Annotated in this window: 14 protein-coding genes and 1 pseudogene; 12 read left to right on the top strand and 3 right to left on the bottom strand. The window is 46.7% G+C overall.

Annotated features, from left to right (window positions below):
* Window positions 1–18 precede the first annotated feature (18 nt).
* The 11 genes and pseudogenes from RIN70_RS09675 (at window position 19) to RIN70_RS09625 (ending at window position 18619) form a co-directional block, all read left to right on the top strand.
* Window positions 19–6885, top strand: a complete 6867-nt coding sequence (locus RIN70_RS09675; protein WP_313790572.1) for an Ig-like domain-containing protein — start codon at window positions 19–21, stop codon at window positions 6883–6885.
* A 103-nt stretch (window positions 6886–6988) separates the two neighbouring features.
* Window positions 6989–10699, top strand: a complete 3711-nt coding sequence (locus RIN70_RS09670; protein WP_272144351.1) for an alpha-L-fucosidase — start codon at window positions 6989–6991, stop codon at window positions 10697–10699.
* Window positions 10700–10916: 217 nt separating this feature from the next.
* Window positions 10917–11381 (top strand): CtsR family transcriptional regulator, encoded by a 465-nt coding sequence (locus tag RIN70_RS09665; protein WP_195623676.1) that lies wholly within the window; start codon window positions 10917–10919, stop codon window positions 11379–11381.
* Window positions 11382–13811: an ATP-dependent Clp protease ATP-binding subunit gene (locus RIN70_RS09660; protein WP_049485777.1), complete on the top strand. Its 2430-nt coding sequence runs from the start codon at window positions 11382–11384 to the stop codon at window positions 13809–13811. It abuts the gene before it with no gap.
* Window positions 13812–13820: 9 nt separating this feature from the next.
* A complete protein-coding gene (locus tag RIN70_RS09655; RefSeq protein WP_313790571.1) occupies window positions 13821–14309 on the top strand; it encodes an ECF transporter S component in 489 nt (162 codons plus the stop codon).
* Window positions 14287–14694 carry a DUF4430 domain-containing protein gene (locus tag RIN70_RS09650; protein ID WP_070587783.1) on the top strand — a complete coding sequence of 136 codons (408 nt, stop codon included), beginning with the start codon at window positions 14287–14289 and terminating at the stop codon, window positions 14692–14694. Before RIN70_RS09655 ends, RIN70_RS09650 begins: the two co-directional genes overlap by 23 nt.
* A 163-nt stretch (window positions 14695–14857) precedes the next feature.
* Window positions 14858–15574, top strand: coding sequence for a hypothetical protein (locus RIN70_RS09645; RefSeq protein ID WP_313790570.1), 717 nt, complete (start codon window positions 14858–14860; stop codon window positions 15572–15574).
* A gap of 164 nt (window positions 15575–15738) precedes the next feature.
* The gene (locus RIN70_RS09640; protein WP_195623680.1) at window positions 15739–16800 is read left to right on the top strand and encodes an AAA family ATPase; all 1062 of its coding nucleotides are present in this window, start codon (window positions 15739–15741) and stop codon (window positions 16798–16800) included.
* Between the two features lie 10 nt (window positions 16801–16810).
* A pseudogene (locus tag RIN70_RS09635) lies at window positions 16811–17002 on the top strand (hypothetical protein); the annotation flags it as partial.
* Between the two features lie 24 nt (window positions 17003–17026).
* On the top strand, window positions 17027–17803 hold the full coding sequence (locus tag RIN70_RS09630) for an NUDIX domain-containing protein (protein ID WP_195623681.1): 777 nt from the start codon (window positions 17027–17029) through the stop codon (window positions 17801–17803).
* A gap of 129 nt (window positions 17804–17932) precedes the next feature.
* On the top strand, window positions 17933–18619 hold the full coding sequence (locus RIN70_RS09625) for a YoaK family protein (protein ID WP_195623682.1): 687 nt from the start codon (window positions 17933–17935) through the stop codon (window positions 18617–18619).
* 192 nt (window positions 18620–18811) lie between these two features.
* Here the strand turns inward: RIN70_RS09625 and dusB are convergent, their stop codons facing one another.
* Window positions 18812–19789, bottom strand: a complete 978-nt coding sequence (dusB, locus tag RIN70_RS09620) for a tRNA dihydrouridine synthase DusB (RefSeq protein WP_003012894.1) — start codon at window positions 19787–19789, stop codon at window positions 18812–18814.
* Window positions 19776–20648: an Hsp33 family molecular chaperone HslO gene (gene hslO, locus RIN70_RS09615; protein WP_313790569.1), complete on the bottom strand. Its 873-nt coding sequence runs from the start codon at window positions 20646–20648 to the stop codon at window positions 19776–19778. The genes dusB and hslO overlap by 14 nt, the downstream gene beginning before the upstream one ends.
* A 111-nt stretch (window positions 20649–20759) precedes the next feature.
* Between hslO and RIN70_RS10370 the strand changes: the two genes are divergently transcribed.
* Window positions 20760–20888: a hypothetical protein gene (locus tag RIN70_RS10370; RefSeq protein ID WP_003002006.1), complete on the top strand. Its 129-nt coding sequence runs from the start codon at window positions 20760–20762 to the stop codon at window positions 20886–20888.
* Window positions 20889–21140: 252 nt separating this feature from the next.
* Here RIN70_RS10370 and gshAB read toward each other — a convergent pair whose 3' ends face one another.
* A complete protein-coding gene (gshAB, locus tag RIN70_RS09605) occupies window positions 21141–23396 on the bottom strand; it encodes a bifunctional glutamate--cysteine ligase GshA/glutathione synthetase GshB (protein ID WP_023024633.1) in 2256 nt (751 codons plus the stop codon).
* Window positions 23397–23633 lie beyond the last annotated feature (237 nt).

The following is a 23633-nucleotide window of genomic DNA, read 5'->3' as shown; positions in this document are numbered from 1 at the left end:
TCCTAAGAGGAGGTTTTTATGGGAAAGTCTTTTTTTGAAAAGCGTCCTGTTTTTAGTATTCGTAAGCTCTCAGTTGGAGCTTGTTCTGTTGTGATTGGGATTTCTGCCTTGGGTCTTTCAAGGGTCCATGCGGAAGAAAAGCCAGCCCTCGAAAGTGAACCGACTTCGATGGAGACACCAAGTGTTGTGACGGAAAACTCAGAAGCGGAAGTTCCTGAAGCTGGTGCAAGGGTTTCAGAAGCTCCAGCTGTCATCACCCCTACCAGAGCTGAGGGAAAGCCAGCGCCTCAAGGCGAAGGCCAGCCCGTTTCTACTTCATCTGAGCGTGCTACAGGAACGAAAGAAACAGCAGCTCCAGATCAAAATCGTGTAGCGGAGGATATTGTGCAAGATCGAGAACGTGATTTTAATAAAGATTGGTATTTTAAATTAAATGCGGCTCCTGGTGCAGAAGGGCGTCAAGTGGATGTCAAGGATTGGAAAAAATTAGATCTTCCTCATGACTGGTCTATTTTCTTTGATTTCGATCACAACTCTCCTGCTCAAAATGAAGGGGGGCAATTAAACGGTGGGGATGCTTGGTATCGTAAGACCTTCCGTTTGGACGACAAGGATCTAGATAAGAAGGTCCGCTTGGAATTTGGCGGGGTTTATATGGATTCCAAAGTCTATGTAAACGGACAATTCGTTGGTCATTATCCAAATGGCTACAATGCCTTTTCTTATGATATTACTCCTTATTTGAATGCGGATGGAAGCGAGAATACCATCGCCGTTCATGTGGTCAATCAACAACCAAGTAGCCGTTGGTATTCTGGTAGCGGGATTTACCGGGATGTTAAGCTGAGTGTGACGGACAAGGTTCATTTAGCGCAGTATGGGACTACGATTACGACCCCTCAGTTGGAAAAACAGCAAAATGGGGCAGTGGATACGGTGGTGAAGAGCCGCATTGTCAACCAGGATGATCAAGCCCATAGTATTTATGCGGAATATGAAATTGTCGATCAAAATGGCCAAGTGGTGAGCGAAAAAACGCGCAGTGAAGCACAAGCTGTTCTAGCAGGTCAAGAGATCAACCTTTCTCAAACCTTGCATGTTGAAAAACCAACCCTCTGGAATGTGAAAACGGATCATCCTGCTCTCTATACCTTGTATACGCGGGTTTATCGGGATTCGCAATTGGTCGATGTGCAAAAGGAACGCTTTGGTTATCGCTATCTCAACTGGACGCCAGAAGGTGGCTTCTTCCTCAATGGGGTGGCGACGAAATTCCACGGGGTATCCCTTCACCATGACCACGGGGCTCTTGGAGCTGAGGAAAATTACAAGGCTGAATACCGTCGTCTCAAACAGATGAAAGACATGGGAGTCAATGCGATCCGGACGACTCACAACCCAGCGAGTGAACAAACCTTAAAAATTGCTGCTGAGTTGGGCTTGATGGTCCAAGAAGAAGCCTTTGATACCTGGTATGGTGGCAAGAAACAATACGATTATGGTCGTTTCTTTGAAAAAGATGCCACTCACCCAGAAGCTCGGAAAGGGGATACTTGGTCCGATTACGATCTACGGACCATGGTAGAGCGGGACAAGAACAATCCAGCCATTGTCATGTGGTCAATCGGTAACGAAGTCGGTGAAGCAGATGGTTCAGACAAATCTGTCGCAACTGTTCGTCGGTTAGTCAAGACCATCAAGGACGTGGATGCAACCCGCTATGTCACCATGGGAGCTGATAAATTCCGCTTTGGTGATGGATCAGGAGGCCATGAAAAGGTAGCAGCAGAGCTTGATGCGGTTGGATTTAACTATTCAGAGGCCAACTATGAAAGCCTACGAGCTAAACACCCAAACTGGCTCATTTATGGATCAGAAACCTCTTCTGCAACAAGGACACGGGGCTCTTACTATCATCCTGAAAGAGAATGGATAGGAAGCAACCAAGAAGACCGCCACTATGAACAATCAGACTACGGCAATGACCGGGTTGGTTGGGGTCGGACAGCGACAGCCTCTTGGACCTTTGACCGCGATCATGCCGGCTATGCAGGTCAATTTATCTGGACTGGTACCGACTATATCGGTGAGCCAACACCATGGCACAACCAAAATGACACACCTGTGAAAAGTTCTTATTTCGGTATTGTCGATACTGCCGGCCTTCCAAAGAATGATTTTTACCTCTACCAAAGTCAATGGGTATCGGCTGAGAAACATCCGATGGTCCATCTCTTACCACATTGGAACTGGGAAAATCCAGAATTAGCCAATCGTGTCATGGATGAAGAAGGTCGGATTCCTGTTCGTGCCTTCTCCAATGCCCACAGTGTGGAATTGATTGTCAATGGGGAATCACAAGGAGTCAAGACCTTTACTAAGAAGGTCACAGCAGATGGTCGGACTTACCAAGAAGGGGCAAATCCGGATGAACTCTATCTAGAGTGGTTGGTTCCTTATGTGCCAGGTAAGGTGGAAGCTATTGCCCGCAACGAAGCGGGTGAAGTGATTGCGAAAGATCAAGTCGAAACAGCCGGCAAGCCTGCGGGTGTCCGTTTGTTGAAAGAAGAACACGCGATCGCAGCGGACGGTAAGGATTTGACCTATATTACCTACGAAATCGTCGATGAAGCAGGTCGTGTGGTGCCAACTGCCAATAATTTGGTGCATTTCCATTTGCATGGACAAGGCCAAATTGTCGGTGTCGATAATGGAGAACAAGCCAGCCGTGAACGCTACAAAGCGCAGGAAGATGGCTCATGGCAACGCAAAGCCTTCAACGGCAAAGGGGTGGTCATTGTCAAATCAACTGAGCAGGCGGGTGCCTTTACCCTGTATGCAGACTCAGATCGCTTGCAATCAGACAAAGTCAGCCTCTTTACTGGTAAGAAGGACCAGGAAGAACGCTCTGTCTTAGGTGTGGAACCTGTTCGACAAAGTGCTTATCTAGGAGAAGAGCCAGCCTTACCAAGTAAGGTCAATGTGGTCTATAGCGATGGCAAGGCCCAAGAAGAAGCTGTTGAATGGGATGCGGCAGACTATAGCCGTGTTGGCCAAGTCCGTGTGACCGGTCATGTTCAAGGACGCACGGTCGAAGCTCTGGTCGATGTGATCGGCGTGGAACAAGTCCTTCCAGTCATCAAACAAATCCCACAGGGAGCAGATCTAGCAACGGTGGATAAGGCTGTGCAATTAGTCTTTACCGATGGGACCACTGCTCACTATGAGGTCGATCACTGGACCTTGGAAGCTGGTCAAGAAGATCAGTTGTCCACACCAGGTGCTCGCTTGAAGGCGACAGGACTCCTAGGCAATGGGGAAACGGTCCAAGCGACACTAGTGGTTGCAGGAGGAGATGTAGCCAAGGCTAAGAAACCAACGGTTCAGCTAGATGGAGTAGCTCTTCCAAAATTTGGTAGTGGCAACCATACCATTTTCCGTTCCCTCGCTTATGGTCAAGAGCCAGGTCAAGTCACAGCAAGTGCAGAAAATGCTCAAGTGACGGTTCTACAAGCTAGCCGTGAAAATGGTTTGAAAGCCCAAATCTTTGTGACTGCTAAGGATACGGGAGCTGTACAGACCTATGTGGTCCAATTCCAAGAAGAAAGTCCACAGATCGAGCGTTTGGAATTGCGTCTGCCAGAAGGACAGGAACTCAAGGAAGACCAAACGGTACCACTTGAAGTCATTGCCCATTACCAAGATGGTAGCCAGGCAAGTCTCAAAGCAGATCAAATTGATGTGAAGACAAGAACTGGTAGCCAAGGAAAAGCCGTCGCAACCAATAAAGGTTTGGAATTGCGGGAAGCAGGATTGGTTCATTTAGAAGCCAACTTCCAAGGACAAAAGGGAGAAGTCAGCTTTACCATCACGCCAAATCCAGAAGAAAAGACGGTTGTGAAGGTGCGTCCTGTACGGATTAGTACGGATCGAAACGTGATGCCAGCTCTTCCAGAAACCGTCTTGGTCGAGTATGACAAGGGATTCCCGAAAGAAAAACGCGTGACCTGGGATGCTGTAACCGCAGATCAAGTCAAGGATTACCATAGCTTTACAGTCACAGGTCATGTTGAGGGTGTGGAAAAAGAAGCCCAAGCTCAAGTGACGGTTGAAGGCATTATCGCTGTAGAAGAAGTCAGCACCACCACTCCAGTCGGCGAAAAACCAGCTCTTCCAGAAAGCGTGCGGACCTATCACTCTAATGGTAAGACCTATACAGCTAAGGTGGCCTGGGATGCGGTCGATCCGCAACTCTTGGCTAAAGAAGGAGAAGTTGTCCTAGCCGGTCGTGTAGAAGGAACGGATCTTCCAACACGTCTTCATATTCGTGTTTCCGCAAACACAGTCAAGGGAGCCAATGTAGCAGAGCAATGGACAGGATCTGTCTTGCCGCTCGCTTTTGCAAGTGACTCTAACGATGCAGATCCAGTCGCTAAGGTCAATGACAAGGTGATTTCCTTTACCGATGCTCCAGCTAACCGTTGGACCAACTGGGGCCGTAACAATGCGGAAGATTCGGTTGGTATCTTGTTTGGGGATTCTGGTATCTTGACCAAGCGAGCAGTGGACAACCTCCATGTTGGTTTCCACGAAGACCACGGCGTTGGGGCTCCAAGTGAGTATGTGATTGAGTACTATACAGGGGAACAAATCCCAACAGTTCCAAACAATCCAAATCGCGTCAAAGACGAAACAGACCATCCATTTAACAATCCAGCTAACTGGAAAGAAGTCAGCCACCTAACCGTTGAAGAACCGGTAGCAGCAGGTAAGATGAATCATTTCAGTTTTGATAAAGTCGACACCTATGCTGTTCGGATCCGTATGAAGATGCCAGAAGGCAAGCGTGGAAGCTCTATTTCAGAGATTCAGATCTTTGCCAATAAGGTTGCGGCAGAAGAAAAGAGCCAAGTGACCATTCGTGTCAACGGTGAGGTCTTGCCAGGTGTCAACCCAAGTGTGACCGATTACTACATCGATGCGCGTGATCGGGCTTATCCACAAGTGGAAGCGACAGCTAGCCATCATGGTCTTGCAACGGTTGTGCCAAGTGTCCATGAAGGGGAGCCAATCCGTGTCATCCATAAAGCGGAAGATGGGACCATCTTACAAGAATACCATCTCCATCTCACAAGCGATGCAGAAAAACTGAAACAAGCTGCCCCAGTAGCAGTAGAAGCAGGCAGACGTTTTGTGAAAGTCGGTCAAGATCTGGTTCTACCATCTACAGTAGGTGTCTACTTCCAAGGGGATACAGGCTATGAACGCAAGGAACTGACGGTGGACTGGAAGCCTCTACCAGCTGATGCGCTTTCTCACGAAGGTAGCTTCACGCTGGAAGGAAAAGTCATTGGCTATGATCTGACAGCTCAGCTGACCGTCCGGGTGTCAGAAAAGACAGGAGAAAACCTCTCTGTGAACCGTGACTACAATGCAGAAGATACCAGGGCATTTGCTAGTGAAACCAACGATCTCGATCCAAATCAAATCGACTATATCGATTACATCAATGATGGTGGCTACAACGAGTACTACCGTTGGACCAACTGGAAGAGAGAGCCGGATCAAACAGAAGTGTTTGCTGGTCTCATCTTCAAGAAAAATGGTCAAGTAACAGAGCGCTTAGTCAATAAAGTAGCGGTCGACTTCTTTGCAGATCAGGAAACAGGTCTGCCAACGAAAACGGTTCTTGAACGCTATATTGGTCCAGACTTTGATGTTCCGGATGATTATGGCAATCTGAAGAATCTTCCAGATCATCCATTTAACCAAGCCTCAAACTGGGAAGAAATCCCGTATAGCTTGGATTATGCCTTTGAGCCTGGTTATATCTCTAACCTCAGCTTCAACGAAACCAGAACGAAAGCCATCCGTTTAAGAATGGTCCGTGACGAAAATCTTAAAGGAATTGGAATCATTGAATTGAGTGCCTATGCCCCAACAGAAGAGGCCCAGGCAACAACTGACGTTACGATCCAAGTGAATGGCAAAGACCTAGAAGGTTTTAAACCAGATGTGACAGATTATCATCTAGAGTATGAGGGAGAACGTCCAATCGTTTCAGCACAAGGCAAGAATGGAACAGCCGTTACGGTCATCGATGCTAAAAGTGCCAATGCTCCGGTTCTTATCAAGGTTGTCTCAGAAGATGGCAAGCTCGAAAAAGTATATCAACTTTCTCTATCCGTAAAAGCACCTACAGGCTCAGCCATTCCTGAAGAAGGGGTTAAGAATCTGGTTCATACCAAACCAGAGTTGGTGATTGAGCCAGAAGAGATGGACTTTGAACGCTTAGAACGTCCAAATGCGGATCTTCCAAAAGGTGAGAAACGTGTGGTTCAAGAAGGTCAAAAAGGCCGCAAATTGCGCTTGGTGGAAGTTTCTCAAGAAAATGGTGTGGAAAGCCGGAAGGAACTAGATGCCTTTGTAGAACTAGATCCAGTGGCAGAGATCACAGAGGTGGGCACGAAAGAGGTACTTCCAGATACTCCACAACCACAACCACAACCACAACCACAACCACAACCACAGCCGCAACCGCAGCCACAGCCGCAACCGCAGCCAGAACCAGAGCCGCAGCCAGAACCACAGCCACTTCCGAACCCAGAGCGCCCTCATGTCTCAGAAGGACCAGTAGCTACCGCAACTCCTCAAGCATCTCTTGAGGTCAAAGCAGTGCGTCAGGAAGGGACAGATGCAGCAGGGAAGGAAGTCGAGAAAACAGCTCAAACACCAGCAGTTTCAGTTGCTCCAGTTTCCGAAGGTAGATTACCAAATACAGGAACGGAAGAAAGCGTCGCAAGCCTCGTTGCTGGAATCCTAGCGGCAGGCCTTGCCAGTGCTGTGCTGGACGATCAGAAAAAAAGAGTCAATAAGGCCAAGTAAAACAGCTAGAGAAACTAGCAAAAAACGGTGAAAAGTTCACAGGTAACAGAAAGAGGATGGGGAAGCCCCACCCTCTTTACCTGGTGACATAAAGGAATAGAATATGGGAAAAAGATTAGTTGATCAGAGAAATCGATTTGGCATTCGCAAGCTCTCAGTAGGCGTCTGCTCGGTAGTCGTAGCGACTTGTTTTTTAGGAGCTACTACCAGTTACGCAGAGGAACAAGCTGAGAATAGTGAACCACGTGAAGAACGGGTTGAAACGAGCGATGTCGATCACCAAGGAAAGGAGGAGAAAACCGTGAACGAGCACCAAGAAGAATCAGAACATGCCTTAGCAACTACTAGTGAGAAAGAAAATCGCACAGTCAGCCAAGGGACAGAAGCCACTCAACCAGCCACTTCTCTAAACGAGGAGACTGAGATTGCGGATTACGGACCACTTCCAAGCAAGGCTCAGATGCAATACCACCGCGAAGAACTAGCAGCTTTCATCCACTTTGGGATGAATACTTACTACGATCGTGAGTGGGGAGATGGGCAAGAAGATCCTTATTATTTCTATCCAGAGCATCTGGATACCGATCAGTGGATCAAAACCCTGAAAGATGCTGGCTTTAAACGGACGATCATGGTCGTCAAGCACCACGATGGCTTCCTCTTGTACCCATCCAAATACACTGACCATACCATTGCCAAAAGTGGTTGGAAAGATGGAAAAGGCGATGTTCTAGCCGAGGTTTCTGCTTCTGCCAGCAAGTATGACATGGACATGGGGGTCTATCTCTCACCTTGGGATGCTCACAGTCCGCTCTACCATGTGGATACAGAGGACAAATACAACGAATACTACCTCAATCAGCTCAAAGAAATCCTTGAAGATCCTAAATATGGGAACAAGGGTAAGTTCGTAGAAGTCTGGATGGATGGAGCGCGTGGAGATGGGGCTCAAAAGGTCACCTATACCTTTGACAAGTGGTTTGAAGCCATTCGCAAGGCCCAAGGGGATATTGCTATCTTCTCAGCTGAGCCGACCAATGTTCGTTGGATTGGAAATGAAAAGGGGATTGCCGGAGATCCGGTTTGGCAAAAGGTCAATCCAGATAAGATCCGCAACAATCCATCCAACAGCTACCTCAATCACGGGGATCCGGAAGGGAAGCAATACTCAGTGGGAGAAGCCGATGTCTCTATTCGCTCCGGCTGGTTCTACCATGACAATCAAGAGCCTAAGTCCTTGCGCGAATTGATGGACATTTACTTCAAATCGGTCGGCCGTGGAACTCCACTCTTGCTCAATATTCCACCCAACCAAGACGGAAAATTTGCGGATGCCGATGTGGCCCGTTTGAAAGAATTCCGTCAGACCTTGGACCAACTCTACAGTGTGAACTATGCGGCAGGAGCTTTGGTAGAAGCTGACTCGACACGACGCAATCCTCTCTACAAGGCCAGCCATTTGACAGATGGCAATGAAAAGACCAGTTGGGCTCCGGCTGATGATGCCAAGACCGGATCTTTTGTTCTCGATCTTGGAAAAGAGCAACACTTTGATGTAGTAGAGCTCAAAGAAACGATCGAGAAAGGCCAACGGATTTCTGGCTTCACCATCGATGTAGCGGTGAATGGCCAATGGGTTCCTTTTGGTGCTGGTTCAACCGTTGGATACCGCCGTTTGATCAAAGGGCAACCAGTTGATAGTCGCTACCTCCGGGTGTCCATCACCGATGCCCAAGCCACTCCAATCTTGAACGGAGTCTCTGTCTATAAGACGCCAGCCAGCATTGAAGAAACGGATGGCTATCCGCTTGGTTTGGCCTATCATTCTGACCGGACTGCTGACCGTGCCAATAGCCAATGGAATGAAGAGGGAGAAGGCGTTCGAGGCACTTCTATGTGGACCAAGGAAAAGGGAGCTTCGGTGACCTATCAGTTTGAAGGCACTAAGGCCTATGTGGTCGCAACTGTCGACCCTGGTCATGGGGAAATGGATGTCTATGTCGATGGCCAAAAGCTAGCGACCGTCAATACCCAAAGCCCAAGCCGCAAACGCAGCCAAAAGGTCTATGAAACACCGGACTTGAAAGCAGGAGCCCATACTTTGACCTTGGTCAATAGCAAGGGAGATGCGATCGCAACGGAAGGGATTTATGCCCTCAATAACCAAGAAAAGGGTCTCTTTGAGTTTGCCCAGCCAACCCTAGCCGTTAAGAAAGGCGACCCAGCGCAAGTCGTCGTCAAGAGAAAAGGCGGCTCTAAAGGAAGCGCTAGTCTTAAATTAATCACAGAACCAGGAACAGGGGTTCATGGCAAGGTTTATAAAGATACCAATGTCACTCTCGAGTTTGCAGATGGAGAGACAGAAAAAACAGTCCAAGTCCCAACCCTTGATTTTGCAGGCAAGGCGACAGATGTCTATGACTTTAAGGTCAAATTGTTGCATCCGGATCAAGGAAGTCTGGTCGGCTTTATTCCAGAGCTGACAGTCCAAGTGATGAACGAGGACCTGCTTCCAGAAAATCGTAAAGAAGTGGATGACCAAGATCCAAAACTGCACTACAGCCAAGGCTGGCATCATGAGACAGACAATCAAAACTTCTCAAATGGAACAGAATCCTGGTCTAGCTTTAACCAAGTGACCGATGAGGAAAGCAAGAAACACATTGATGTGACCATCACCTTTAAGGGAACTGGTGTGGAGGTTCGAGGAGTGGTTGATCCAAGCCATGGTCTCTACAGCGTTACCCTAGACGGAAAAGAAATCGCCTTTGAAGAAGGGCGGGGGCATGATTATGAGATCGAAGGCGATCATTACTTCAGTGGCTACGGAGATCAACGCAAACTCGACCAGAGTTTGGTCAATCTGCAAGGCCTAGCAAAAGGCTACCACCAGCTACGCTTGCACCTAGATCCAGCCCTCAATGATCCTCAGTCGTCCAGAGCGATCCAGGTAGACCGGTTTGTCCTATCAGGAAAAGATAATCAGTTGCTCAGTCAAGAAGAGCTACAACAGATTATCAAAAAAGGAGTAGAAAAGATCAAGGCTACTTCTCTCGATCGCTTGAAAGCAGACCTCAAACCGACGGTTCAAGGACAATTGACGGACTTGACTCAGTTGCTGGATCAAGAGCGACCAGATTTGGTTGCTGCAGCGAATCAAGTGGAAGCTCTTGAAACCATCTTAGAAGATGCTCGCAATTATGTAACCCTGACGCAGACACGCCCAGATCAAGGTGTTCAGGATTTGATTCTTGAAAAACCAGAGCTTATTATCGAAGCAGAGGAGATTCCATTTGAGAGTCAAACGCGTGAGAATAAGGAATTGGCCAAGGGAGAAAGCCGGATCCTTCAGGCAGGCAAGGTCGATCGTCGCTTGAAATTGATCGAGGTCCGGCAAGAAGGAGGTAAAGAAATTCGGACAGAAGTCGATGCCTTTGTCGAAGTGGAAGCCCAGGACCAGCTGACAGAAATCGGTACAAAGGAAGCAGAAGAAAATTCTTTGAAACCTGAGATACCGACTCCAATCACACCTGTAACTTCAAGTAAGGTGCAGCCAGAAGTTGTGACTCTTTCTCAAGTAGACGACAAAAAAGAAAAAGAAACTCCAGTGCTCCTACAAGCATCAACTCCGCAAGCAACTCCTAATTTGACGGCAGACCATCCAGTAGAAGAAAAGGTAGAAAACCCTTCTCTTCAACCGGAAGGAAAACTACCTCAAACCGGTACGAAAGAAGGTGGTTTATTCGCTTGGTTCGGCTTTCTTGGTCTAGGATTCTTGGGCGGAGGCGCCAAATTTGCTCGTCGCAAAGAGTAGCTCCTTCTTCGCATAAGAGGTTAGTTCTCACTAGCCTCTTTTGTTTTGCCTTCTTAAGAGATTCCTATTTCCATGGAGTCTTTGCTTTATTTACAGCCGTAAAAATTGTATAATAGTCAAATAAGGTCAATGATGAGAAGGAACACTCCAAGGCCATTTTTTATGGGCCAAAGAACAGAGCATCCATCTAGAAAAAAACAAGCCAGAAAGGAGCATCATGGCAAATAAGAACACATCTGATAGCATCGAAGCTTATATTAAGGCCTTGCTGGCTCAAGCTGGCATGGCAGAGCTCAAAAGAAGTGAGTTAGCCGATGTCTTTCAGGTCGTACCTAGTCAGATTAACTATGTCATTAAGACTCGTTTTACCGAGAGCCGAGGCTATATTGTAGAGAGCAAGCGCGGTGGTGGTGGCTATATCCGCATTGGCAAGGTCCAGTTTTCAGATCACCATCAGATGCTCCAAGACTTGGCAGCCAATATTGGAGAGACCATCAGCCAGCAGGTCTTCCATGATATCCTCCAGATGCTCTATGAAGAAAAATTATTGACAAAACGTGAGGCTCAGCTCTTGCTTGCGACGACCTCCGATGAGGTCCTAGGTCGAGATGCTCTCATCCTACGAGCAAATATGCTGAAAAAAATCATTCAACAAGTAGATAGAAAAGGAAATACCGACTAGATGAACTATTCAACAGCACTGTTAGAAAGTATAGAAGCGGCCCAAATACTAGCAGGCCACTATCAGGGGCATACCTTAGATACTTGGCATCTCCTGACGGCTATGGCCAATAATCCCTATAGCGTGGCAGGTTCTGTACTTAACGATTATCCTATGCAGATCGATGAGTTTCAGGATGCAGCGGAGCATATTACAGGCCAAGCTTTTCAAAGCGACAATCGGTATGAAATCTTCCCATTTTCTTATCGGATGGAAGCCATTATGAAACACGCAAGAGAGATTGCCCAGGTCCTTCATGCCAAGACCTTGGGAACAGAGCATGTGCTCCTCTCTCTTCTAGCAGACCGTGGGACCTTGGCGAGCCAGGTCATGGAGTTTGCCGGCTTTGCCTTTACAGAGCAAGACAAGGGAGTTCCTATTGCCTCCCTTCGCAAGAATTTAGAAGACAAGGCAGGCTGGGACAAGAATGATATCAAAGCCATTCGGAGTCTCTATCGCGCCCAAAACCCTAACCGCCAAACCATGGGAAATATGATGGGCATGCCCCCAAGCACCAGTGGAGGTCTCGAGGATTATACTCGTGATTTGACAGAAATGGCGCGTGCAGGCCAGCTTGAGCCTGTGATCGGCCGGGATGCAGAGATTTCACGCATGATCCAAATCCTTAGCCGCAAGACCAAGAACAATCCTGTATTGGTGGGAGAAGCAGGGGTCGGGAAAACCGCCCTTGCATTAGGTCTGGCCCAGCGGGTCGCTAGTGGCAATGTTCCAGCTGAAATAGCGCAAATGCGTGTCTTAGAATTGGATCTCATGAATGTCGTTGCAGGGACGCGCTTCCGTGGGGACTTCGAAGAGCGGATGAACAATATCATCCAGGACATCGAAGAAGACGGTCACGTGATTCTCTTTATCGATGAACTGCATACTATTATGGGGTCAGGATCCGGTATTGATTCGACCTTAGACGCAGCCAATATTCTAAAACCAGCCCTGGCACGGGGAACCTTGCGTACAGTTGGGGCAACGACCCAAGATGAGTACCAAAAGCATATCGAAAAAGATGCAGCCCTCTCTCGGCGTTTTGCGAAAGTCACCATTGAAGAGCCAAGTGTTGCAGATAGCATCCAAATTCTCCAAGGCTTGAAAGAGACTTATCAGGACCACCATCATGTGACCATTACCGATGAAGCGATCGAAACAGCTGTCAAATATGCCCACCGCTATTTGACTAGTCGTCAATTGCCAGATTCAGCCATTGATCTCTTGGATGAAGCGGCAGCTACCGTACAAAACCGCGATTCCAACGGTCACGTAAAAGAAGAGTTGACCGCCTTGGATCGGGCCTTGATGGATGGCAAGTGGAAGAAAGCAGCCCAGCTCTTAGAAGTAGAGGCCGCTCCCATTGTCTACAAAAAAGAAGTCACTGACCAAGATGTCTTGGTGACCTTGAGCCAATTATCCGGTATTCCAACTCAAAAACTGACCCAAACCGATGCCAAGAAGTACCTAAACTTAGAAGCAGAATTGCATAAGCGCGTGATTGGTCAAGACCAAGCCGTTTCGAGTATCAGTCGGGCTATTCGACGCAATCAATCAGGTATCCGTAGCAATAAACGTCCGATCGGTTCTTTCATGTTCCTAGGACCTACCGGTGTCGGAAAAACAGAGCTAGCCAAAGCTTTGGCGGAAGTTTTGTTTGATGATGAATCGGCCCTCATCCGTTTTGATATGAGTGAGTACATGGAAAAATTCGCGGCGAGTCGCCTCAACGGAGCTCCTCCAGGCTATGTGGGCTACGAAGAAGGAGGCGAGTTGACCGAGAAAGTCCGCAACAAACCATATTCAGTTCTCTTATTTGATGAGGTGGAAAAAGCCCATCCAGATATTTTCAATGTCCTTTTGCAAGTCTTGGATGACGGAGTCTTAACCGATAGCAAAGGCCGGAAGATCGACTTCTCCAATACCATTATCATCATGACCTCAAACCTGGGAGCAACAGCCCTTCGGGATGATAAGACAGTTGGCTTTGGTGCTAAAGATATCCGCTTTGACCAAGCCAATATGGAAAAACGCATGTTTGAAGAGTTGAAGAAGACCTATCGTCCAGAGTTTATCAACCGGATTGATGAAAAGGTGGTCTTCCATAGTCTCTCAAGCGAGGACATGCAGCAGGTAGTGAAAGTCATGGTCAAACCGCTCATCGCGACCTTGGCCGAACAAGGCATGACCCTCAAATTCCAGCCTTCAGCGCTCAAGTTGCTAGCAACCAAAGGCTACGATCCAGAAATGGGAGCTCGCCCACTGCGTCGTGTCTTGCAGACCGAAGTGGAAGATCAACTAGCAGAGCTATTGCTGAAAGGCCAAGCCCAAGAAGGGCAAACCATCAAGGTTGGAACGACAGCCGGAACGATCAAGTTTGAGATTGTCTAGGAGGATGTCATGACGCTTCAGCGATTAACCCGTATTTCGCTTTTGGCGGCCCTTTGTGTCGCTCTACGTCAGGCTTTTGCCCCTTTCCCAAATGTCCAACCTATTTCTGCCATCTTTTTTCTCTTGGTGATATTTGAAGGGTATAGCTTTGCTTTTCTTGTGATGATGATCACCATGTTTGTCTCCGCCATTTTCCTGTGGATGAGCCTGATTGTGTTCTTTCAGATTGTCGCCTTTGGCTGTTTGATGCTCATTTGGCGCATCAGTTACAAGTGGTTGCCCTTTGTCCTTCAGATCCTTTTTGTGGGCCTACTGTCCTTTGCTTATGGGGTCTTGATCGATAGTGTTTATGCCTTGATATACCATATTCCTTGGTGGACCTATGCTTTGGTCAATGGTTTTAGTTTTAACCTTGCCCATGCTCTGTCGACGATCATTTTCTATCCCATTATCTATCAAATCTTTAGGAGATTTTATGTTGAAAAAAACCATTTCTAGCTTGATGACCTTACTTGCAGCTCTTCTTTTAGCGAGTTGCGCTTCGTCTCATAGCACAAACCATCAAACAACAGCTTCTAGCACAGAAGTTGCCAAGAAAAACGAAATTTCGATTACGATTAGCGTGACGCCAGAAGGTCAAAAAGCGCAATCGAAAACCTTGAAAGTAGCAGAAGAGAGCAACCTCATGAAAGTGCTCAAAGCCAACTACAAGATTGAAGAAAAAAATGGCATGATCACCTCGATTGACGGTCACAGCCAAGATGAAGCAAAAGGTCTTTACTGGATGTACAAGATCAATGGCGAAATGGCTCCAAAAGGTGCTGCTGAAACCACCGTTAAAAAAGGGGACAAGATCGAATTCTATCAAGAAGTGTATAAATAAGAAAAGCTGGACAGTATGTCCGGCTTTTTTTGCAAAGTTTAGGAACTTACCTAAAATTTCTTTCAAATTAGAAAAATATTTGAGAAACTATTGACAGCCTCATATAACAGTGTTACAATAATGTTACAAAATATTACAAATGTTACAAAAAAGAGGTTCTGTTATGAAAAACAAAAAAATCATTTCCCTAGCAGCCCTAGCTTTGACAGCTAGTCTTTTCCTAGGAGCTTGTGGCGGGAATAAAGAAGAAAAAACTTCAGAAGCAAGCAGTTCAAAGACCAGTCTGGTTAAACAAACCAGCTCTTCTTCTAAGAAAAAAGTGATCACTAGTAAAGATCCGATTGCCTCTTCATCCTCTGATAGCAAATCAGAAGAAAGTCATACTGTTGGTAGCAAAAATAACCAAGCAGCAGCTAGTCAAACACCAGCTCCAGCTAAAGAAGCGACACCAGCAGCACCCGTAACAAAAGAAGTAGCCACTCCAGCAACACCAGCGAAAGCAAAATTGCCAAGTCTAGAAGAAGGTCATGCTCAGGCTAAGAAGCAAGCTTCTGCGACGGAGAATGCCCAATACAAGGGAGTCTATTCTGTAGCAGCAGGGGATTTCTCCGCAGCAGCTGGGAATTGGTCTGACAAACGCGACACTGGAGTCACTATTGGCCAAGGCGGTCAAGTAACCATCCAACTTCCTGGGGGCCAACCCGTAGCCTATGGTATCAGCGCTTATAACTATACCTTGGATGATGGTCATTACCATGCTAATCTCTCAGCAGGCGATGGATCTGCAGCGACTCTAGATATCGTAGTTGGAAAAGATGGCTCGGTATCTAGTGTGACGGTTTTGAAAGACGGTGTCAGCCACTCCCTCACTCGTGAATAAAATTCGAAAGATCTGAAAGGAGAAGCATCTCTTTTCAGATCTTTTTTTGTTGATTTGAATAAAAATATATTTTTTTATAAAAAACTATTGACAGATAGAAAATATAGTTTATAATAAAAACATAAAGAAAATCTATTTATAAAAAATTATAAAAAGGAGCTTATATGAAAAAAGAAAGAATTGCCCTGGTTTTTGGAACCTTTGCGCCTCTTCATCAAGGGCATATTGACCTGATCCAGCGGGCCAAGCGTCAGTGTGATCGCGTTCGTGTCATCGTTTCTGGTTACGAAGGGGATCGTGGCGAAGAAGTGGGACTGCCTTTACAAAAACGCTTCCGTTATATCCGCGAAGCTTTCTCAAATGATGAGTTGACCCAAGTCTATAAGTTAGATGAGACTGAACTTCCTCGTTATCCCTTGGGTTGGGAGCCTTGGTTACAAACAGCCCTAGACACCATCCAGTATCAAACAGAGACAGAAGAGTTGATCTTTTATGTAGGGGAGAAAGCCTACAAGGAAGAGTTGGAAGCTAGAGAGTTTGAAGTTCACTTAGAAGAGCGCCGCTTCGGGATCTCTGCTACCATGATCCGGGAAAATCCCAGCAAATACTGGAAATACATTGCCCAGCCCTTCCGTCGCCAGTTCACGAAAAAAGTCTTGATCATGGGGAGCGCCAGCAACGGGAAAACGACCCTTGCAAAGGACTTGGCTCGCTTTTACGATGCACCTGTTAGTCTTGAGTATGCCCGTGAATACCAGATCAAGAACAATGTGCGGGATGATGAACTCACGCCAAAAGATTACTATTACCTACTCTTAGGACAGTATGATCAAACCTCTAAGCTCATCGATAGTAGTGCCAATCGAGGCCTTGTCATCGCAGATACCAATTCCCTGGTGACCAAGGGTTATTACGACTACTATATGGAAGTCGAAGGCCAAGATACCAGCATGACCGATACCTTCGACAACCTCTTTGTCAGTATTCTCTCCAAAGAAAAATGGGATTTGATCCTCTTTGTACAGCCGATCGGCTCTTATGTCAATGATGGTTTCCGAGATATGACCATGGCTGACGAAGAGATCCGCACCAGCTTTTCAAATTACCTGGACCAATTGCGCCAGCAATACCTAGGAAACATTCCGACCACTTTCCTCGCATCAGACTACCTCGGCAACTACGAAGAAGCCAAGAAGGTGATCGATGCCATTTACCAAGCCGACTAAGGAGCAGCTTATGAAAAATCTATCTGAAAAATTAGCAACTTTTAGCCAAGACTTTAAAAATGTTCACCAAGAAGCGAAAAAGCAAGGCTTTGTCAATATTATGAAACTCCTGTGGAAGGACCTTTTTGTAGGCCGCACAGCCTTTCAATGGATCTATCTCCTGCTTCTTTCCAGCGTTCCCTTCTTCTTAGAATGGACCAAAGCCCTCAAGAAGGAGGTGGCTTAGATGGCAAGTCTCTCAATTCCAGCAGGAATGACGGAGAAAGAGTATTTTGAGACGGCCACTAGTGAAGCAGACTTTCTCAAGTGGTACAAGGAGCAAGACCTGCCGACTTATGAAACTCCAAGTGTCACAGCGGACATGGTAGCTTACTGTTTTGTTGAAGGCAAGCTCAAGCTCTTAGCCATTCGCCGCAAGGCCCACCCTTATCAACACCGCCTCGCCTTGGTGGGGGGCTTTGTGAACAAGGATGAAGATGCGACCCATGCCTGTATCCGAGAGGTCAAAGAAGAAGTTGGGCTCGATCTGCCAGTGAATAAGGTGGAGCAGCTCATGACAGTTTCCACCCCTGGGCGGGACCCCAGAGGCTGGGTCATTACCATTGCCCATCTGGTCTATCTGCCAGCAGAAGCAGTAGACTTAGCTCATGCAGGTGACGATGCCAAGGAAGTCGTTTTTCTCGATGTCGATTTCAAAAAGTCCCAGTGTTTGCTCGATGGAGAACCCTTAGCTGCTTCTGATTTTGCCTTTGACCACTACCAGATAATTCAAGAATCGATCAAGCGGATTCAGGGGCGTCTGGACTGGAATCCAACCTTCCTCTATCTGTTAGAGGAGCCCTTCACCGTTTATGAAGCAACCGAGTTGGTCAATCTGATCAATCCTGGACGTCCCATCGTTAGCAATAACTTCCTCGTAAAATTCGGAGAATTCGTGGAAGAAGTGGGTGTCAAGCGGGTACCTAAGAAAAAACCACGCAAGACCTATCGCTTAAAACAGTAGATCGAGCGGGGTTCATTCTACCAGCCCTCCCTTACTTTTAGTAACGGAAGGGCTTTTTCTGATTTTTCCTGCTCCACTTGTGTGCAAAGTGGTATAATAAACATAATTGAGATCAAAAGAGACAAGACTATGGAAGAAAAAATAATTTTACCACAAAATACACGACTGATGGGGGCTCTCCTTGGTTTTATCGGAGGAGGCCTCGATGTCTTTTGCCACATGCACTATCGGAGTTTGGTCGCGACCCAAACGGGAAACCTCCTGCTTCTCATCGCTGATTGGCACGATCCTCGTGTCGAAAATACCATCATGCGTTTTTCATCTATTCTATTTTTCTCGATCGGCTTTTTGGTTGCCCTCCATATCAAAGAGTATCGCAAGACAGCCTTTTGGCGGACCAAGATGTTGCTTCCTTTGTTTGTGGTGACACTCCTGATTCCCTTGGTGTCTGTCATACCACCTGTAGAAGTTCCCTTTATTGCTTTTGGGACAGGGATGATGATGTTGACCTTTACAGGGAGCCTCATCGAAAATCACCCTTATGTGATCTTTATGACTTCTGGAAATTACCGCAAGATGCTGACGGCCTTGTACCGAATCACTCGAGGAAAGGGAGATTTGGACGAGTATCGGCGTCAGGCCATGAATTACGGGATTGTCGTTGGGAGCTTTGTTGCAGGAGCTATTAGCGTAGCCATCCTCATGCATTTCATTCACCAATGGGCCATCTGGCTGATCACAGTGAACCTCTTTTTGATCATGACCTACTACACCGCCAGAGTCAAACAACTCGGCCTGCAAACAGATAATCTATAAAAAGAGGCTGGGACAAAAGTCCTAGCCTCTCAATTATTTTTGGATTGTTGAGCAAGACGCAGTGGTTGAGTGGGCTCTACTACGCTGATTTCATCAGCTTTTACAGCCCTACTCAACTGTGCGGAGGTGGGACGACGAAATCGAATTCTAACGAATTACCGATTTCTGTCCCACTCTCTGCTTTTTGTGTTTCTATGCTTTTAATTGTAAGAGTTCTTCAATCTCTGCTAGGGTGCTAGCTTGCGAGATGGCGCCACGGAGTTTGGCTGCACCTGAGGTACCACGTAGGTAGTGAGGGGCGAGGCCACGGAATTCACGAACGGCAATGTGCTCACCTTTGAGATCGATCAAGCGTTTCAAGTGTTCGTAAGCGATCTTCATCTTGTCTTCAAAAGTCAAATCAGGCAGGATTTCTCCTGTTTCAAAGTAGTGGTTGATTTGGTTGAAGAGATAAGGATTGCCCATAGCAGCGCGACCAATCATGACCGCATCAGCACCGACTTCTTCGATCCGTTGTTTGGCGTCTTGAACCGTACGGATATCTCCGTTTGCGATAAATGGAATCTTAGTTAGGGCCTGTGCAACCTTGTGAAGGGTCTCAAGATCCGCATGCCCCGTATACATTTGCTCCCGAGTTCGCCCATGCATGGCAAGGGCAGAGACACCCGCAGCTTCGGCAGCGAGGGCGTTCTCAACTGCTAGGGAAGGATCCGACCAACCCGTCCGCATTTTAACAGTGAGGGGGATATCAAGGACGGATTGAACCTTGTTGATGATGGAGTAGATCTTGTCTGGATCTTTGAGCCACATGGCACCAGCCTCGTTCTTGACGATTTTATTCACCGGGCAACCCATGTTGATATCGACGATATCGGTCTTGGTATTTTCTTGGATAAATTCAGCTGCGCGTGCGAGGCTATCTTCGTCACTTCCAAAGAGTTGGATCGATACAGGATTTTCTCCTTCATCGATATGGAGCATGTGAAGTGTCTTTTCATTGTTGTACTGGATTCCCTTGTCAGAGACCATTTCCATCACAACGAGTCCTGCTCCCAGTTCTTTGGCAATGGTCCGGAAAGCTGAGTTGGTCACTCCGGCCATTGGGGCTAGGACGGTACGGTTAGGGATTTCGACATCCCCGATCATAAATGGCGTATTAAGATTTGTCACGAATGAGTTCCTCCAAGTCATTTTCGTCAAAGTGGTAGTGTGTTTGGCAGAATTGGCAGGTAATCTCTGCACCGTGATCTTCATCTTTCATCTCTTTTAGATCACTAGCTGGCAGACTTGCTAAAGCGTTCAAGAAACGCTCATGGTTGCAGTCGCACTGGAAGCGAAGTTCTTCTTCAGAGAGACGTTTGAAAGGCTCATCCCCATAGATAGCAGCAAGAAGAGCTTCAATATGGTCTTCAGATTCCAAAAGTGTTGAAATAGCAGGCATTTCTTGGATGCGTTTTTCAAAGCGTGCGATTTCTTCTTCCTTGGCATTTGGCAAGACCTGGAGCAAGAAGCCACCCGCCACTTTAACCTTATCTTCGTCATCCAAAAGAACATTGAGTCCAACTGCAGATGGTGTTTGTTGGCTTTCCGTCAGATAAAAGGCCAGGTCTTCTCCGATTTCACCGGTTACAAGAGGGGTCATGGAGTTATAAGGATTTCCCGTACCATAATCTGTGATAACCAAGAATTCTCCGTTTCCGACAAATGGTCCCACCAGGACTTCACCAGTTGCCGTCTTCTTGATATCCACTCCAGGATTTTGTACGTAACCCTTAACATTTCCCTTGGTATCTGCCACGGTGATGATGGCTCCGAGTGAGCTAGTCCCAAGGACCTTGACCGTAATTTTAGTATCTCCTTTCTCGTTTGCCGCCAAGATTTGACTGGCAATGAGGGTACGGCCAAGTGCGACCGTGGAGCTAGCTTGTGTATGATGTTTTTCTTGGGCTGTTCGTACGGTTTCTGTACTGTCTAGTACATAGGCACGAAAAGTGCCGCTTTCTGAGATAGTTTTGATAATTTTGTCCATACCATTTATTTTAACACAAAATAGAAAAACAGGCGCAGGCCTGCGCTTGTTTTTTGGGGTTAGGAAGAATTTTAAGACCAAAAATAGTATAATAAAACAAAGGAGGCTAGCATGAACCAATCTTTGAAAGCGGCAGTCTATGGTTTGGCGGTAGCTGATGCATTAGGGGTTCCGTATGAATTTTTAACCCGAGGCAGTTTTAAAGCGATTGAGATGGTGGGCTATGGAAGCCAACAGTAACTGGCTGGAACTTGTTCAGATGATACTGGCCTTGTATTCGCGGCCTATGATTCTTTTTGGGAAAAAGGGAAGATTTCCTCTGCTATATGCAGGAGAGGTTTGAAATTTGCTTGTTAGAGGATGATTTTACAGCAAATGACTTGCTATTTTAAACTTGTAGGAGGACCATGCTTAATCTTTTTAGGTTATCATCTAAAACTCTACCTCGGTTACAAAACAAAAACGCAGAGACATCTTCTGCGTTTTCTTACTTTATAGGTCCATTTCTGGGAAAAGTTTAGCTAGTATTTTCGGAGTAATGCTTTGTCCCGGCCCCTCAGCACAATAGGTGTGCATATACATAGAAGGATTGAAGTTGAGCTCGATGCAGGTACAGTTGGGATTTTCCTTTGTGGAAATAGCAGAGCTGTCAGGGATGATGAGATCAACGCCACAGGCCCAGGCTCCCATAGCCTTTGCCATGTCCGCAGCGAGTTCCTTATAAGATGGGTGCATGCTGTCTGTGACATCAATCGAGTCTCCGCCAGTAGAAATGTTGGAATTGCGCCGCAAGTCAACCTTGACTCCAGCAGGCAGGATATCATCTGGTCCATAGCCTTGCTGGTCCAGCATGAGCAGTTCAATGTCCCCCAGTTCAATGATTTCAAGCGGTGAACGATGATCTCGGCCCCGCAGAGGATTGTCATTTTTGATGGCAATCAATTCTCTCACGGTATGCTGACCGTCTCCGACGACATTGGCCGCCACTCGCAAGAGGACTGCTTGGCATTGTCCGTCTAAGACAAAGAAGCGGTACTCCGTTCCAGCGATAAATTCCTCCACTAAGACGGCGACATCTTCTGAAAAAGCAATCTCCAGAGCCTTGTGATAAGCTTCCAGGCTAGCTGGCTCTTGGAAGATAGAGATGCCCAGTCCGAAGTTAGTTGACTTGGGTTTGACAACAATTTCTCGGTTCTTAATCAAAGGGTAGTAGGCCAGTCCCTCTTCTAGAGAAGAAAATTCTGCTCCAGCCGGAACGGGAAAGTCAGCTGCTGCCAAAATCTTTTTGGTGACTGTTTTATTGGCCATGGCCAAAGGGATGACATAGTTATCCTTGGAGGTCATATTGCCGTTCTTGACATATTCTACATGACTACCATGCCAAAGCTTGAGAAATTGGTCCTTTTCATCTAAAATTTCGACATTTAGCCCCTTTTGAATAGCATCAAAGAGTAGCATCTGGGTGGACAGTTCCATATTTTCGTAGCCTTTGAGGGCATAAGGAGCAGTCCAGGCATAGCGGTGGTATTCTTCTGCTTTTTCTAGACCAAAAGCTGTTAAGGAATCTTGCTGGATATGGGGCAGGAGCTGTCCTGACAGTGTCAGCTGAGGATGTAAGAGAGCCTCTCTCATCTGGTCCAGCAAAGTTTGATAGTAAGTTGGCAGTTCAAAATGCTGGATGAGCTCTTCCATGGCTTGGAGAAGGGCTGAGCTGTCTGCCTCATCTGGCAGGGCAGTCAGCGGGTGGCTACAAGCAATTTTCTGGTTCAAATCATGGGCAGCTTTTAATACTGCATCAACATTTTCTACATCATCTAGCCAGAGCAGGCCCAGTAAAAAGAGATGGACAGTATCTAAGGTCTCTTGGCTAATGCCCAAATGGTCAAAAGGATTGAGATCGAAGCAGCGGAATTCCAGATAGGTGATACCCTGCTCCAGATAGGCGCGATTGTGCTTCTGTCCACGGAAGCGAACGGCTGAGTAAAATTCTTTTTCAGCACTGAGCTCGCCAGACTGAACGTAGTTTTCAATATCGGTTACATATTGCTCCAAAGAAGTGTAGGACACCTGAATATTCTCGTCATTGACATAGCCATAGTCGCTGTTGCGAAAAGAGCGGATAGGCTGCGGGTATTCCTGACTGTAGAAGCCGGCTTCTGCCAGAGGAGCAGCACCGTAGAGATAGGTTAAGAGCCATCGGAAACGCAGAAAGTTTCGAGCCAGTTTGAGATAGAGGTCATTTTTAAAGTCCTTGAGTAAATGATAGGAGCTGACTTGAAAGAGAGCAGCGACCAGATCTTTCCCTAGCTCCATGTTGTAGTGGATGCCAGAGATGGCCTGTAGTTTTTTGCCATATTTTTTCGCTAAACCCTCTCGGTAGTGGCGTTCGTATTCGTTTTCCAGACGGGCGATGATAATATCTTCTTCAGTCAGCTGCGGTGGCATGGACAGAGGCCACAGGCATTCACTCTGGTCAATTGAGCGGCCTGCCACATCGCTGATAGCTCCCAGTAAGCGCCGCGCTTCCTTAGTAGAGTGAGCAATAGGTGTAATTAGTTCCAGTTGTTGTTCGCTGAAGTCTGTTTGGATGGTCGGGTGGAAATTGCGGGAACCAAGCTGACTCGGATGAGCAGTTTGAGCTAAGTGTCCATCAGTTGTCACTCGCAGATTTTCCCTCTCCAGACCAAAGGTCGCTTGGAGAATAGGGCTTGATGTATCCAGTTTCTGCAGTAATTGATTAATCGTCATCGTTTCACCGTCCTATGGTAGTTATTTTAGTCTATTACAAACGGAAAAAGAAAGCAAATTTCCGCTACGATTTTACAAAAATTCCGAACTTTTATTTTAAATTAAGTACTAAAATTCAGAAAATACATATTTTGTAAAAATATAATTCGTCTACATAAGAGAAAAAACAAATGAAATGATGAACCCTCCTTGAAAAATTGTCAAATTTTTCATATAATGAGGTATAAAACATAATCG

Source organism: Streptococcus parasanguinis (genome assembly GCF_032163505.1).
Taxonomy (GTDB): Bacteria; Bacillota; Bacilli; order Lactobacillales; family Streptococcaceae; genus Streptococcus; species Streptococcus parasanguinis_V.
The sequence above is the reverse complement of the archived record's forward strand: the minus strand, read 5'-3'. Positions and strand labels throughout refer to the sequence as shown.

Coding starts and splice junctions, on each gene's coding strand:
- RIN70_RS09650 (WP_070587783.1), top strand. CDS start 14,287: ATGTTGAAAAAAACCATTTCTAGCTTGATGACCTTACTTGCAGCTCTT.
- RIN70_RS09645 (WP_313790570.1), top strand. CDS start 14,858: ATGAAAAACAAAAAAATCATTTCCCTAGCAGCCCTAGCTTTGACAGCT.
- RIN70_RS09665 (WP_195623676.1), top strand. CDS start 10,917: ATGGCAAATAAGAACACATCTGATAGCATCGAAGCTTATATTAAGGCC.
- RIN70_RS09675 (WP_313790572.1), top strand. CDS start 19: ATGGGAAAGTCTTTTTTTGAAAAGCGTCCTGTTTTTAGTATTCGTAAG.
- RIN70_RS09660 (WP_049485777.1), top strand. CDS start 11,382: ATGAACTATTCAACAGCACTGTTAGAAAGTATAGAAGCGGCCCAAATA.
- hslO (WP_313790569.1), bottom strand. CDS start 20,648: ATGGACAAAATTATCAAAACTATCTCAGAAAGCGGCACTTTTCGTGCC.
- RIN70_RS09625 (WP_195623682.1), top strand. CDS start 17,933: ATGGAAGAAAAAATAATTTTACCACAAAATACACGACTGATGGGGGCT.
- gshAB (WP_023024633.1), bottom strand. CDS start 23,396: ATGACGATTAATCAATTACTGCAGAAACTGGATACATCAAGCCCTATT.
- RIN70_RS09655 (WP_313790571.1), top strand. CDS start 13,821: ATGACGCTTCAGCGATTAACCCGTATTTCGCTTTTGGCGGCCCTTTGT.
- RIN70_RS09630 (WP_195623681.1), top strand. CDS start 17,027: ATGGCAAGTCTCTCAATTCCAGCAGGAATGACGGAGAAAGAGTATTTT.
- RIN70_RS09640 (WP_195623680.1), top strand. CDS start 15,739: ATGAAAAAAGAAAGAATTGCCCTGGTTTTTGGAACCTTTGCGCCTCTT.
- RIN70_RS10370 (WP_003002006.1), top strand. CDS start 20,760: ATGAACCAATCTTTGAAAGCGGCAGTCTATGGTTTGGCGGTAGCTGAT.
- RIN70_RS09670 (WP_272144351.1), top strand. CDS start 6,989: ATGGGAAAAAGATTAGTTGATCAGAGAAATCGATTTGGCATTCGCAAG.